Here is a 13198-nt window from a genome sequence, read left to right on the forward strand (position 1 = left end):
GCGGGCGGGGGCGGGGGGCCCCCCCCGGGGGGGGGGGGGGGGGCCCGCGGGGGGCGGGGGGGGGGGGGCCGGCCCCCCCCCGGGGGGGGGGGGGGGCCCGCCCCCCCCCCGACTGGGGGGCGTGACGGGCCGCAGTTGGGTACGGGATTGGTCCGCTTGTTCCAATGACCTGCACCGTTCCGAGGACCGGCGTCAACTACGCGTACCGCCATCTGGCACCAGCCGTCACCCGAGCGGACAATACGGGGCATGTCGCGCCGCACCGGCACCGCCGGCCCAGTCCCGAGCACGGCCCCGACGGACGCCCGGGAGCCGCACGCACCGCACCGCTACCGGGCGCGGCTCGCCGCGCTGGCGGCCGGAGCCGTACCGGTGGTCGCGTTCCCGGCACCCGGGCAGGCCTGGCTCGCCTGGGTCGCGCTCGTCCCCGGGCTGCTGCTCGCCCAGCGGGCACCGTCGGGGCGGGAGGCGGCGGTGCGCGGGTGGTGGTTCGGGGCGGGGTTCATCCTCACCGCGATGTACTGGCTGGTCCCCTCCGTCGGACCGGCGCTGCCCGTACTCGCCGTACTGTTCGGGGCCCTGCAGGCGCCGGTCGGGTACACGGTGCACCGCCTGCTGGGCCCGCCGGTCACCACCCGCCGGGCCCTGCTCGCCCTGCTGGTCCTCCCCGCGGTCTGGGTGGGCACCGAGTACGCGCGGTCCTGGCACGCGCTCGGCGGACCGTGGGCCCTGCTCGGCGCCACCCAGTGGCAGCATCCGGCCTTCCTCGGGCTGGCCGCGGCGGGCGGGATCTGGCTGGTCAGCGCCGCGGTGGCGGCCGTCAACACCGGAGTGCTGATCATCCTGACGGCGGTGCCCGCGCGGCCCCGGGCGGTCGCGGCCCTGGCCACCGTCCTGGTGCTGGCCGCCGGACCACTGCTGTTCGCGCTGCGCCCGGCGCCGGTCGGGGCCGGGGCGGTCACCGTGGCGCTCGTCCAGCCCGGCGTCGTCGAGGACCCACAGGCCCGCTTCGACGCGAGCGTCCGGACCACCGCCGACCTGGTCGGACAGCCGGTCGACCTGGTGGTGTGGGGCGAGAGCAGCACCACCGCCGACCTCGACCGCGACCCGGCCGCCCTGGACGCGCTGCGCCGGCTCGCCGTCACCACCGGCGCCGAGGTGATGGCCGGGGAGGACGCCCGCAAGGCGGACGGGCGGATCTCCAAGGACGCGGTGCTGGTCTCCCCCGCCGGGGTGGTCGACCGCTACCGGAAGATCCGGCTGGTGCCCTTCGGCGAGTACATTCCGCTGCGGCCCGTCCTCGGCTGGATCGCCGGGGTCAGCCGGGCCGCGGGCGAGAACCGGGCCCCCGGCACCGCCTTCCACGTGCTGCCCGCCACCGACCGCTCGGGGCGGCCGCTGCCGGTCGGCGCGCTGATCTGCTTCGAGTCGGCCTTCCCGGACATGGCGCGCACCGCCGCCCGGGACGGCGCCCGGGTGCTGGTGTACCAGTCCTCCACCTCGACCTTCCAGCACACCTGGGCGCCCGAACAGCACGTCTCACTGGCCGCGATCCGGGCCGCCGAGACCGGGCGCCCGGCCGTCCAGGCCTCGCTGACCGGCGTCTCGGCCGCCTTCGACGCCCAGGGCCGGCAGCTCGCCCGGCTCGGCACCGACGGCACCGGCGCGCTGACCGTACGGCTGCCGCTCACCGAACCGGGCACGCTGACCTGGTACGACCGGATCGGCGACGTGGTGCCGCTGGGCGCGCTGCTGGTCACGGCGGGCGCGGGAGCGGCCGACCTGCGCTCGCGCTCGGCCCGCCGGCGCGCGGGCGGACCGGTCGCTCAGGCCTCCCCGCCGTCGGTGTAGACGCCGAACGGGGCGCCCTGGGCGTCGCGCAGGACGGCGATCCGCCGCCCCGGCATGGAGTAGGCGGGCATCAGCACGTCCGCGCCCATGGCGACCGCCCGGCCAACGGTGTTGTCCACGTCGGCGACCGAGAAGTACGGCAGCCAGTGCGGCGCCACCTGCGGCGGGAAGCCGTCGTCCATCACCACCATGCCGCCGAAGTCCTGACCGTCCAGGCCCCACTGGGTGTAGTGCTCGGACTGCGCGACGGACCAGCCGAAGACCGCCGGGTAGAAGGCCCGTGCCCCGGCCGCGTCCCGGGTCGCCAGTTCCACCCAGCCCAGCGAGCCCGGCTCGTTGAACACCCCGGCGCCCGCGAAGGCCCGGGCCTGCCAGAGGATGAGGACGGCGCCGGACGGATCGGCGACCACCGAGAAGCGGCCCAGGTCCGACACGTCGGTGGGCTCCTTGCGGACCTTGCCGCCGGCCGCTTCGGCCCTCGCCGCGGTGGCGTCGGCGTCCGCGACCGCGATGGCGACCGTCCAGGCCGTCGGCTGCTGCGGGGCGTAGCGCGGGGTGACGGCGGCGGCCGCGGCCTCGCCGAGGAACATCTGGGTGTAGCCGCCGTCCTCGGGGCGGACACCGCTCTCGGGGCGCCAGCCGAACAGTTCGGCGTAGAAGTCCCGGGCGGCGGCCGGGTCGTCGGTACCCAGCTCGACCCAGCAGGGGGCATTGGTGGTGACGGAGGTCTGCTTCATGGCTCTCGGCTCTTGACTCTCGGTTGGTGACACTCGGGGGCTCGCGGCTCTCAGGGACTCGGCTCTCGGCTCTCAGTGACTCGCGGGCCGCACTACGGCACTCGGCCCTGATGATTCGTCAAAGATGTTCTTTCTCAAGAGACTTCGAGGACCACCTTGCCGCGCGCATGCCCGGACTCGACCTCGGCGAGCGCCTCGCCGGCACGGCCGAGCGGGTAGCGGCCGGTGACCTGGGGGTCGAGGTCGCCGGCGGCGACCAGGGCGGCGAGGGCGGCCAGGGTCTCGGAGCTGGTCGAGCGGGTGACGTACGCGCCGCCGAGCTCGGCGGCGGTGGCCGGGTCGGCGGTGCTGACCAGCTCGGTCCGGTCGGCCCGGAGACCGGCCACCGCGCGCAGGGCGTCACCGCCAACCAGGTCGAGGATGCCGTCGATGCCGTCGGGGGCGGCCTCGGCGATCCGCTCGGCGACGCCGTCGCCGTAGCGGATCTGCGTCGCACCGAGGGACTCCACGTACGACCGGTTGGCGTCGCTCGCGGTGCCGAGCACGATCAGGCCCTGGCTGCGGGCGAGCTGGGCAGCGGCACTGCCGACACCTCCGGCGATCCCGAGGATCAGCAGCGTACGCCCTGCGCCGAGGGCGAGTTGGCGCAGGGCGTCGTCGGCGGTGGCGACCGAGACGCTGAGCGTGGCGGCCAGGTCGAAGCCGACGCCCTCGGGCTTGAGGGCGCTCAACTCGGCGCGCAGCAGGGTCTGTTCGGCGAAGGCACCGGCGGCGACGAGGCCGAACACCTCGTCGCCCGGGGTGAAGCCGGTGACCCCGGGGCCGATCCGCTGTACCACCCCGGAGGCCTCCTGGCCCATGACGGCGGGGAGTTGGCGCTCGCGGCCGAGGAAGCCCCGGCGGATCTTCCAGTCCACCGGGTTCACCCCGGCGGCCCGGACGGTGATCGCCAGTTGCCCCGGGCCGGGGTCGAGCACCGGGCGGTCGAGGAACTCCTGCGTCTCCGGTCCGCCGTAATCGATGAAGCCGAACGCCTTGGCCATCGGTGATCCCACTCCTCGGATAGCGCCCTGCGGCACCTGCTCCCCCGCCCCAGCATGCGGGGCGCGGCGGGACTGGGCGGGCGCTGGTGGGCCGAACGGGGGCGGGCGAACAAAAGACAGCTGACGGATAACAGATTTCGAAATCTGTTATCCGTCAGCTGTTATCTGTTTTCTGTCATCTGTTAGCTGTTAGCTGTTAGCCGTTAGCCGTTGGCTGTCACCCGTCAGCCGTCAGCTCGCACGGCCCGCGACACCGGGAGCCAGAGCTCCGCCTCCGCGTCGCCCGTCCCCGGGACGAAGCTGGTCCGGAGGATCTCCGGGCCCGGCCGGGTCTCGTACGGGTTGGAGGGGAACCACTGGCTGTAGGTCTCCCCCCACATCTCCTGGAGGGCCTGCGGGTACGGCCCACGGTTGGTGAACACCGCCCAGGTCCCGGCCGGGACGTGCAGGACGTCCAGGTCGTCCGGGACGACGGCGTCCTCGCGCGCCACCACCGCGTGCCAGTAGTCGAGTTCGGACCCCTCCTCCCGGTTGGGCGAGAAGTCGTCCGTCACCGACACGATGCCGAGCGGGTCCTTCGCCGTCAGCGCGGTGATCCGCTCGACGGTCTCCGTGCCCAGTCCCCGGATGAACTCGGCGATGTGCGGGTTGACCCCCAGGTAGATCAGGGGAACCCGGGCCTTCTTCCCGATGATCCGGAACTCCGGCTTCTCCACGATCCGGTACTCCATGCTGCTGCTTCCCTCCACGATGAGTCGGAAGGACATCCGGGGCTGGGAGATGAGCGCCGCACCCTCGCGCCGGGCCTCGCCGGGCCCGACCCCGTGCATCGCCCGGAACGCCCGGGCGAACGCCTCCCCCGAGGTGTAGCCGTAGCTGACCGCGATGTCGAGCAGCGTCCGTCCGCCGTCGAGGACCTCGGCCCCGGCGACGGTCAGCCGCCGGCGCCGTACGTAGTCCGACAGCGGCATCCCGGCGAGCGTCGAGAACAGCCGCCGGAAGTGGTACTCCGACGTCATCGCGATCCGCGCCAGTTCGGCCACGTCGATCTCCTGGTCCAGGCGCCGTTCGATGTGCTCCATCGCCCGGTTCAGATGCTCCAGCACCGCCACCCCGTCCTTCCCTTGCTGATCTCCACCGTAGGAAGGACCCACCTTGCCGTACCCGACGATCGGTGCCCGCTCCGGTCGGGTACCGATCGCCGGACGACCGGCCGGGGCCGGCCGTGACCACGGCTCGGCGCAGGGCTGGGCGCAGGGCTCGGCACAGGGCTGGACGCACGGCTCGGCGCAGGGCTCAGACCAGGCCCTGGGCCAGCATCGCGTCCGCGACCAGTTCGAAGCCCGCGATGTTGGCGCCCACCACGTAGTCGCCCGGGTGCCCGTAGCGCTCGGCGGTGGTGTGGCAGGAGTCGTGGATGTGCTTCATGATCCCGGCGAGCCGCTGCTCGGTGCGCTCGAAGGTCCAGGAGTCGCGGGAGGCGTTCTGCTGCATCTCCAGCGCGCTGGTCGCGACGCCGCCCGCGTTGGCCGCCTTGCCCGGTCCGAAGGCCACCCCGGCCTCCTGGAGGACCCGCACCGCCTCGGGCGTGGTGGGCATGTTGGCGCCCTCGGCGACGGCCAGCACCCCGTTGCGGACCAGGGCGAGCGCGTCGGCCTCGGTCAGCTCGTTCTGGGTGGCGCAGGGCAGCGCCACGTCGCCGGGCACGCTCCACACGCCCGGGCCCTCGACGAACCGCACGTGGCTGCCGCGCAGTTCGGCGTACTCGGAGATCCGCCCGCGCCGGACCTCCTTGACCTCCTTGAGCAGGTCGAGGTCGATGCCCTTCTCGTCCACCACGTAGCCGGAGGAGTCGGAGCAGGTCAGCACCGTCGCGCCGAGCTGCTGGGCCTTCTCGATCGCGTACACGGCCACGTTGCCGGAGCCGGAGACGAGCACCCGGCGCCCGTCCAGGCCGTCGCCTCGGCTGGCCAGCATCTCGGCAGTGAACAGGACGCAGCCGTAGCCGGTGGCCTCGGTGCGGACCTGCGCGCCGCCCCAGCCGAGGCCCTTGCCGGTCAGCACGCCGGCCTCGTAGCGGTTGGTGATCCGCTTGTACTGGCCGAACAGGTAGCCGATCTCCCGGCCGCCGACGCCGATGTCACCGGCCGGCACGTCGGTGTGCTCGCCGAGGTGGCGGTGCAGCTCGGTCATGAAGGACTGGCAGAACCGCATGATCTCGGCGTCCGACCGGCCCTTGGGGTCGAAGTCGGAGCCGCCCTTGCCGCCGCCGATCGCCAGCCCGGTGAGCGCGTTCTTGAAGATCTGCTCGAAGCCGAGGAACTTGACGATCCCGAGGTTCACCGAGGGGTGGAACCGCAGACCGCCCTTGTACGGGCCGAGGGCGCTGCTGAACTCGACCCGGAAGCCGCGGTTGACGTGGATGTCGCCGGAGTCGTCCGTCCACGGCACCCGGAACATCAGCTGGCGCTCGGGTTCGCAGATCCGCTCGATGATCCGGGCGTCGCGGAGCTCGGGGCGGTGGGCGAGCACCGGGGCGAGGGTCTCCAGCACCTCGTGGACGGCCTGGTGGAACTCGGTCTCGCCCTTGTTGCGGCGGACCACGTCCGCGTAGAGCGACTCGATCGCGCGCTGCTCGGCGTCGAGGCGGGGCCGGTCGGCGGCGGGGGCGGAGGCGGGAGTGGTGGCGCGGCTCGTGGGCATCTGATCAGGACCTTCCGTGGTCGTCGGTGGTCGTGCGCGGAGCGTTCCCGTGCCCAGGAAACGGGACGAAGTGTCGCAGTGTCCACGCCTCGGGTCCCGTCCCTTCCACATGCTGGACCGCCGTACGGGAACAGCGGGGGCGGGCGGGGTGTTGTTCGCCTCCGCAGTCACCGTGGTCACCGGCGGTAAGCAGTTGTTCAAATTGGAACAACCGAGTACGGTCGACATCCGACCCGACCGGACCCGTCCGGATCCGGAGCGGTTCACCCCGGTCCACCCCCGATCGTCGGAGGCCCAACCATGCCTCAGCCCGGCTCCGCCACGGTGCGCTCGCACGTGCGCATCCCGCTGACCTTCCCGGACGGCTACCGCGCCGACGCGGAGGTCTCCACCTTCCACGGCCTCGCCGACGGCGCCGAACACCTCGCGCTCGCCCTCGGCACCGTCCCGGACGGCGGAACCCCGCTGGTACGGCTGCACTCCGAGTGCCTGACCGGCGACGTCTTCGGTTCGGACCGCTGCGACTGCGGCCCGCAGCTGCGCGAATCGGTGGAGCGGATCAGCGAGGCCGGCGGCTACCTGCTCTACCTCCGCCAGGAGGGCCGGGGCATCGGCCTCTACAACAAGCTGGACGCCTACGCCCTCCAGGACTCCGGCCTGGACACCTACGACGCCAACACCGCACTGGGCCTGCCCGAGGACGGCCGGGACTACACCGCGGCCGCCCAGATGCTCACCGCGCTCGGCGTCGACGGCATCGACCTGCTGAGCAACAACCCGGACAAGGCCGCCCAGTTGGCCGGACTCGGGATCACCGTCCACCGTCGGGTGCCGACCGGCGTCCACCTGTCCGCGAGCAACGTCCGCTACCTGACCGCGAAGGTGGAGCGGACCGGGCACTCGATCGAGCTCTCCCGACTGGTCGGCTGACCCCCGCGATCGGCGCGAGCCGGTCGGTGCGGGCCAGTCGGTACAGGCCACAGTCGGCGCGCGCCAGGGCCGCCGGACGGCGCGCCGTCAGCCGACGCCGCCCCGCTCCCGCCCACGGACCGCCCGCAGCACCCCGTACGCCGCCAGCGGCAGCGCCACCAGCAGCGCGGCCCAGAAGGCGCCGTGCCCCCACCAGCCCGCGACCGCGCCGAACAGCCCCTCGAACACCGGGATCCGCAGTGCCTCCACCGGCCCCAGCGCGCCGGGCCAGGCGCCCAGGAACAGGGTGCCGAGGATCCAACCGACCAGCAGCACCCGGGCGGTGGCCAGCGTCCCCAGGGTGCTCAGCAACGACACCACGGCCAGCAGGACGACGAACCCCGCCTGGTAGGCCGCACCGGTCTGCCCCGTCCCCCAGGACTCCGGCGTGCGGTGCGGCCCGGTGGCCGCGAGCCGCACCTCGACCGTCGCCCACAGCAGCAGGACCAGCACCCCGGTAGCGGTGAGCGCGAACCGCAGCCGGTCCCGGGTGCCGGCCGGGCCCGTCCGCCACGCCCCGGCAGCCTCCGTCCCCGCACCAGTACCCGAGCCCGAGCCCGAGCCCGAGCCCACACCCGCCCCCGTACCCGAGCCCGCACCCGTACCGGAGCCCGCGACCTGGGCGGCCCGGGCGGCCCGCCGGTCGAGGTCCCGCCAGGCCTCCCGCACCTGCCGCCGGGCCCGCTGGGCGGGCCTCAGCAGCCGGTTGGCCCCCCGCTCGATCAGCACCACGGCCACCACGACCGCCACCACCGCCGCGATTCCGGCCCAACTCCCCATCCCACCCTCGAACATGACCACCCGCTCGGCCACCGGCTGCGGCGCCTCCACGGCCGTCATCGGCGGTCCGAGCCGCAGGTAGCCGATCGTGAGCGCGCCCACCCCGGCCAGCAGCGCCGTACCGAGGCCGACCGCGGCCGGGAAGAAGGCGAGCACGGCGGCCGCCACGAAGGCCGCCCCCAGCTTCCCGACCACCTGCTCGGCCGCCCGCCGCCCGGCGAGGTGCAGCGGCCCGCCGAACAGGTCCGGCGAGAGGTCGAGCCCGTGCCCGGCCTCGACCGGGTAGCGCAGCACCGCTCCCGCCCACAGCAGCAGCCCGAGGCCCACCACCAGCAGGGCCACTGCCGCCACCCGGCGCGGCAGCATGGTGCGGGCGTACGGCCACCAGAGCCGCAGCCGGGCCGCCCGGTCCACCGGCGGCCGGCGGCGCCGCGCCGCCCACAGCCGGGCCACCCGCCCGGGCCGCGCAGCGCCCTCCCGCAGCGCCCCCGGTGCCGCCTCGGGGCGCTCCGCCCGGCCCCGGCCGCGCCGCCGCACGGCCTCCGCGGCGACCAGCGCGGCCCGCCCCGCGACCTGGTCCGGGTCGGCGCCCACCGCCCGCCGCCGCAGCGCCGACCAGCGCCGCCGCACCACGTCCCGCGGGGTGGCCGCCGCCGGGTCGGGGGCCGGCCGCCGGGCCGCCGAGCGCACCGCCGTACGGGCCCCGGCGCCGACCGTCAGCGCCCCGTCCACCACCGCCGACGCGACCAGCGCGGCCAGCTCCGACACCCGTACCGGCAGCGGCAACCGGTGCAGCGCGGCGGGCAGCGGGGAGAGCCGGCCGAGCAGCCGGTGGCGCTCCTCCGGGCGGATGCTCAGCCAGACCGCCAGCCGGTGCTCCTCCTCCCGCTCCTCCGGGCTCAGGCCGCCGTCACCGCGCCGCCCGCCGCCGACCGTCCGGGCCGTACGCTCCACCTCGGCGAGCACCTCCGGGAGCGCGGCGAGGGCGAGCAGCCGGGAGCAGTGCTCACCGGAGCACTCGGGGTGGAAGCAGTGGTAGCGGGCGGCGACGGCCGGGGCACCGCCGCGGACCAGTTCGTCGATGAACGCGGCGCCGTCCGGCTCGGTGGCGACGCGTTCCAGCCCGGCCGGGTCGACCGGCCGGTCACGGTAGTGCGGGACGGCCCCCGGCGCGAAGGCCGCGCCGAGGGCGAGCACCGCGACGCCGGCCACCGCCTCGCGCCGGGAGCCGGGGGCGCGGACCACGTCGGTGAGGTAGTGGAGGTCGAACACGGAGTCCTTGACCTCGTCGCGCAGCCAGTCGCGCAGCCGCTCCGCCCCGACCGCCGCGAGCCAGCGCGCCGCCGCACCGGAGTTGCGCAGCAGCACCTCGGTGAGCCGCACCGGGTCGGTGAACGGGTCGCCCAGGAAGGTGATCGGCCGCAGGGCCTGCCGGCGGCGCCGGATCACCGCCGGGCTGCCGCCGGCCAGCCAGCTGCGGACCTCCGGAGCCGTCCAGCGGTCCTCCGGCTTCTTGGTGAACAGGCCCTGGAGCAGGAGCAGTTGACGCCGGTCGGTGACGGCGGAGAGGTCCACCTCCTCGCCCATGACGAGTTCCAGCTCCAGGTCGTGGTCGGCCGCCCGCTCGCCGTCCGCCGCGACGAACCGGGGCCGGCCGACGAACAGTTCGTACAGCACGTTGCCGAGCCCCCACCAGGGCCCGGCCTCGTGGTTCTTGCCGGCCAGTTGCTCGGGGGCCATGTAGGCGACGGTGACCATCATCGTGGAGGTGAACCGGCGGCTGTCGGTGAGCCGGTCGACACCGCCGAAGTCGGCGATCACGAACTCCCCGGGGCCACGGCCGGGGCGCACCAGGATGTTGGCCGGCTTGAAGTCCAGCGGGTTGCGCTGGATCCGCCGCTGCCAGAACTCCAGCAGCGAGACCAGCTCGTAGACGATCTGCTCGATGGTCCGCGGGTCGGCGTGGGCGCCGCTGCGGCGCAGCGCGGCGACGTGCGCGGAGAGGGTGACGGGCAGGTACTCCATCGCCACCCAGTCGACCGGCACGCCGTGGTGGCGGACGCGCCCGTAGTCGATCAGGTGCGGGACGTGCCGGCGGAAGCCGTCGTTGCGCAGGTGGGCGAGCAGGTCGTGGTCCATCCGCTGGCCGCCGACGGCCACCTTGACCGCGGCGTCGGCGCCGCCGTCGGTGCGCCGGACGTACCAGACGGTGCCCTCCGCGCCGGCGCCCGCCCTGCCCAGCGGGGTGAAGCGGTCGAGCAGGGCGGCGGGGAAGTCGTCCTCGAAGGGGCCGCCGTGGGTGCCGAGACCGCCGCCGGGCGCGGGTCCGCCCGCGGGCGCATGTCCGCCGCCCGGCGTGGGCCCCGGGCCGATGTTGTCCTGCCAGGACGGGCCGTCGGCCGCGGAGCGCGGTCGGCGCACCTCGGTGGCGGCCTCCGGGTCGTGGCGGGGCCCGGGCATCCGCCGGGTGGCGGCCTCGGGGTCGTGGCGGGCCTCCTCCCCGGGCCGCTCCGGGGCTCCGCCCCGCCCGCGCCGCGGGTCCCACGACCCCCGGAACCGGGTGCCCCGCTCCCGGGAGCCCCAGTCGACCCTGGTCCGCGGTGACTCCCCCGGCCGCCCCCGGCGTCCGTCCTCCTCGCCCGGACCACCCGGACCGGCCGGACCACCCGAACCGGCCGGACCCCCGGAACCCCCCGGACCGGAGCCTTCCGTTGCGCCCATCGCGGCGTCCCCCTCCCCCGCTCCCCGGGGCCGGTGCGAAGGCGTTGACCACGGGCGCACCGGTGCCGGGTGGTGATTTTGACGCGCCATCATCCCGCATACCGGGCAGGGCCGCAGGGCGCTTTCCGGAACGGTCCCGGAACCCGTGTCCCGGGCCGGGGTCAGCCCTCCTCGACCGGGCGCCCCTCCGGCTCCTCGACGATCCGGCGGGCGATCTCCTCGGGCCGCACCGGGCGGCCGAAGTGCCACCCCTGTGCCCAGTCGCAGCCCATCCCGCGCAGCCGCTCGGCGTCCTTGCGGGTCTCCACGCCCTCGGCGGTGACGGTCAGGCCCAGCGTGTGCGCCATCGACACCAGGCCGCTGACGATCCGCCACCCGGTGGCGCCGTCCTTCGCCGGGTCGTGCAGGTCGCCGACGAAGGAACCGGCGATCTTGAGCCCGGAGACCGGCAGGTCGCGCAGGTAGGCGAGGTTGGACCAGCCGGTGCCGAAGTCGTCCACCGCCAGCGACACACCGAGGTCGACCAGCCCGTGCAGGGTGCGCAGCGCCTCGTCCTCGGGGCCGACCACGGTCGACTCGGTGATCTCCAGCTGCAGCCGGGCCGGATCGAGTCCGGTGCTGTCCAGGATCCGGCCGAGGTCGGTGACCAGCGCGGCGCTGCGCGCCTGCCGCACCGCCAGGTTGACGTTCAACTGCGGCGCGGCGTCGCCGTAGCGCTTGATCCAGTCCGCGGCCTGGCCGCAGGCCTGCTCCAGCACCCAGCGGCCGAGCGGCATGATCAGCCCGGTCTCCTCGGCGGTGGTGACGAACTCGTCCGGGCCGAGCACCCCGAGCTGCGGGTGGCGCCAGCGCACCAGCGCCTCCACGGCGGCCATCCGGCCGTCGGCGAGGCGGTAGAGCGGCTGGTAGTCGATGAAGAACTCGCCGCGGTCGAGGGCGGCCGGCATCCGTACCGAGACCGCGTAGCGGCTGACCGCGCGGGCGTTCTCCTTGGGGTCGAACAGCGTCCAGCGGCCGCGGCCGGCCTCCTTGGCGCGGTACAGCGTCAGGTCGGCGGCCCGGACGGCGGCGCCGGGGGTGGTGGTGGAGACCCGCCGCTCCAGCACGCCGACGCTGGCGCCGACGGCGAGCTTGTGGTCGCCGATCAGCACCGGCCCGGCCAGGGCCTTGAGCACGGTCTTGGCGGCGGCCACCGCCTCCTGCTCGCCACGGCAGTTCTCCAGCAGCACCACGAACTCGTCGCCGCCGAGCCGGGCGACCAGGTGGCCGAGCGGGGTGAGGGCGGCCTTGAGCCGGGCGGCGACGGCGGACAGCAGCTGGTCGCCCATGTCGTGGCCGAGGCTGTCGTTGACCACCTTGAAGCCGTCGAGGTCGACGTAGCAGAGGCCGAAGCGGGCGCCCGGCTCCGGCTCGTCGAAGACCTTCTCCAGCCGCTCGAAGAAGGCGGCGCGGTTGGGCAGGCCGGTGAGCGGGTCGTGGGTGGCCTGGTGGCGCAGCCGTTCATGGAGCCGGTAGCGGTCGGTGACGTCCTCCAGCATCGCGACCTGGTACTGCGGGGCTCCGTCGTCGTCGCGGATCAGCGAGACGGTCAGGTGGGTCCAGATCACCTCGCCGTCCTGCCGGTAGTACGGCTTGTCGAACTGGAAGTACTCCCGCTTGCCGCTGATCAGCTCCTCGTACGCCTCCCAGACGCCCGGGGTGTCCTCGGGGTGGACGAGGTCGTCGACCCGGCGCCCGACCATGTCCCCCGGCCCGGCGCCGAACAGCTCCTGCACGGCCTTGTTGACCGCCAGGATGGTGCCGTCGGTGTCACCGATCGCGATGCCGATCGCGGCGCTCTCGAACAGGGCGCGGAACCGGGCCTCGGAGGCCCGCAGCGCGCGTTCGGCCTCCTTGCGGGCGGCGTCGGCGGCGGTGCGGATGGCCTCCTGCTCGCGCAGCGTGCGCTCGCGCAGGGCGTTCGCCCAGCCGGCCGCGAAGGCGCCGGTGAGGGCGGGGCCGCGGTCGTCGTGGAGCGGCTGGGACTGGAGCAGTTCGACGGCGCGGGCGAGCAGCACCGGGTCGGTGAAGTGGCCGTCGACCAGCTCGGCGGCGGCCCGGGAGGCCAGCCCGGGCTCGAAGGGGTCGTTCTGCTGGGCACGGTGCAGCAGCGCGGCGGTGCGCGCGACCAGCCGGCCGAGCAGGCCGGGGTGGACGGCGATGCCGTGGTCGGCGGAGAGCAGCCGGGACCAGTCCTCGTGGAACCGCTCCGCGTCGCCGCCCGGCGGGGTCGCGCCGCTCATCGGAGCGTCCCTGCGGTGGGCAGGGCGGCACTGCTGACGGTGGCGCCGGGCAGGGCCGGGCGACCGGCGGCCGCCGCACGGGGCGCGCAGGCGTCGGCTGATCTCCCGGCGC

The 13198-nt window shown here is 74.9% G+C and carries 8 protein-coding genes; 2 read left to right on the plus strand and 6 right to left on the minus strand.

Translation table 11 applies throughout. The features are described from left to right. The first annotated feature begins 249 nt into the window (after positions 1-249). Complete coding sequence (gene lnt / locus AB0F71_RS07365; protein ID WP_360229523.1) at positions 250-1851, plus strand: apolipoprotein N-acyltransferase; 1602 nt, start codon at positions 250-252, stop codon at positions 1849-1851. Here the strand turns inward: lnt and AB0F71_RS07370 are convergent. The 4 genes from AB0F71_RS07370 to gdhA all read right to left on the minus strand — a co-directional run bounded on the left by AB0F71_RS07370 (position 1827) and on the right by gdhA (position 6334). Beyond that, positions 1827-2588, minus strand: a complete 762-nt coding sequence (locus AB0F71_RS07370; protein WP_360229525.1) for a VOC family protein — start codon at positions 2586-2588, stop codon at positions 1827-1829. The genes lnt and AB0F71_RS07370 overlap by 25 nt on opposite strands. A gap of 134 nt (positions 2589-2722) precedes the next feature. Beyond that, entirely contained in the window at positions 2723-3631 is a 909-nt protein-coding gene (locus tag AB0F71_RS07375; protein ID WP_360229527.1) for an NADP-dependent oxidoreductase, read from the minus strand. Positions 3632-3855: 224 nt separating this feature from the next. Continuing rightward, positions 3856-4737 (minus strand): AraC family transcriptional regulator, encoded by an 882-nt coding sequence (locus AB0F71_RS07380; protein WP_360229529.1) that lies wholly within the window; start codon positions 4735-4737, stop codon positions 3856-3858. Between the two features lie 190 nt (positions 4738-4927). Continuing rightward, positions 4928-6334: an NADP-specific glutamate dehydrogenase gene (gene gdhA, locus AB0F71_RS07385; protein ID WP_360229531.1), complete on the minus strand. Its 1407-nt coding sequence runs from the start codon at positions 6332-6334 to the stop codon at positions 4928-4930. Between the two features lie 300 nt (positions 6335-6634). On the opposite strand from gdhA, the gene ribA reads away from it, so the two are divergent. Continuing rightward, entirely contained in the window at positions 6635-7264 is a 630-nt protein-coding gene (ribA, locus tag AB0F71_RS07390; protein WP_360229533.1) for a GTP cyclohydrolase II, read from the plus strand. 87 nt (positions 7265-7351) lie between these two features. Here the strand turns inward: ribA and AB0F71_RS07395 are convergent, their stop codons facing one another. Next, positions 7352-10543 (minus strand): hypothetical protein, encoded by a 3192-nt coding sequence (locus AB0F71_RS07395; protein WP_360229535.1) that lies wholly within the window; start codon positions 10541-10543, stop codon positions 7352-7354. A 422-nt stretch (positions 10544-10965) separates the two neighbouring features. Next, positions 10966-13086: an EAL domain-containing protein gene (locus AB0F71_RS07400; protein ID WP_360229537.1), complete on the minus strand. Its 2121-nt coding sequence runs from the start codon at positions 13084-13086 to the stop codon at positions 10966-10968. Between the last annotated feature and the right edge of the window lie 112 nt (positions 13087-13198).

The sequence above is a fragment of the Kitasatospora sp. NPDC028055 genome, from assembly GCF_040637885.1.
GTDB lineage: Bacteria > Actinomycetota > Actinomycetes > Streptomycetales > Streptomycetaceae > Kitasatospora.

What these genes read in the sequence shown, in the direction of transcription:
- lnt (WP_360229523.1), top strand. Translation starts at nt 250, where the DNA reads ATGTCGCGCCGCACCGGCACCGCCGGCCCAGTCCCGAGCACGGCCCCG.
- AB0F71_RS07370 (WP_360229525.1), bottom strand. Translation starts at nt 2,588, where the DNA reads ATGAAGCAGACCTCCGTCACCACCAATGCCCCCTGCTGGGTCGAGCTG.
- AB0F71_RS07375 (WP_360229527.1), bottom strand. Translation starts at nt 3,631, where the DNA reads ATGGCCAAGGCGTTCGGCTTCATCGATTACGGCGGACCGGAGACGCAG.
- gdhA (WP_360229531.1), bottom strand. Translation starts at nt 6,334, where the DNA reads ATGCCCACGAGCCGCGCCACCACTCCCGCCTCCGCCCCCGCCGCCGAC.
- ribA (WP_360229533.1), top strand. Translation starts at nt 6,635, where the DNA reads ATGCCTCAGCCCGGCTCCGCCACGGTGCGCTCGCACGTGCGCATCCCG.
- AB0F71_RS07395 (WP_360229535.1), bottom strand. Translation starts at nt 10,543, where the DNA reads ATGCCCGGGCCCCGCCACGACCCGGAGGCCGCCACCGAGGTGCGCCGA.
- AB0F71_RS07400 (WP_360229537.1), bottom strand. Translation starts at nt 13,086, where the DNA reads ATGAGCGGCGCGACCCCGCCGGGCGGCGACGCGGAGCGGTTCCACGAG.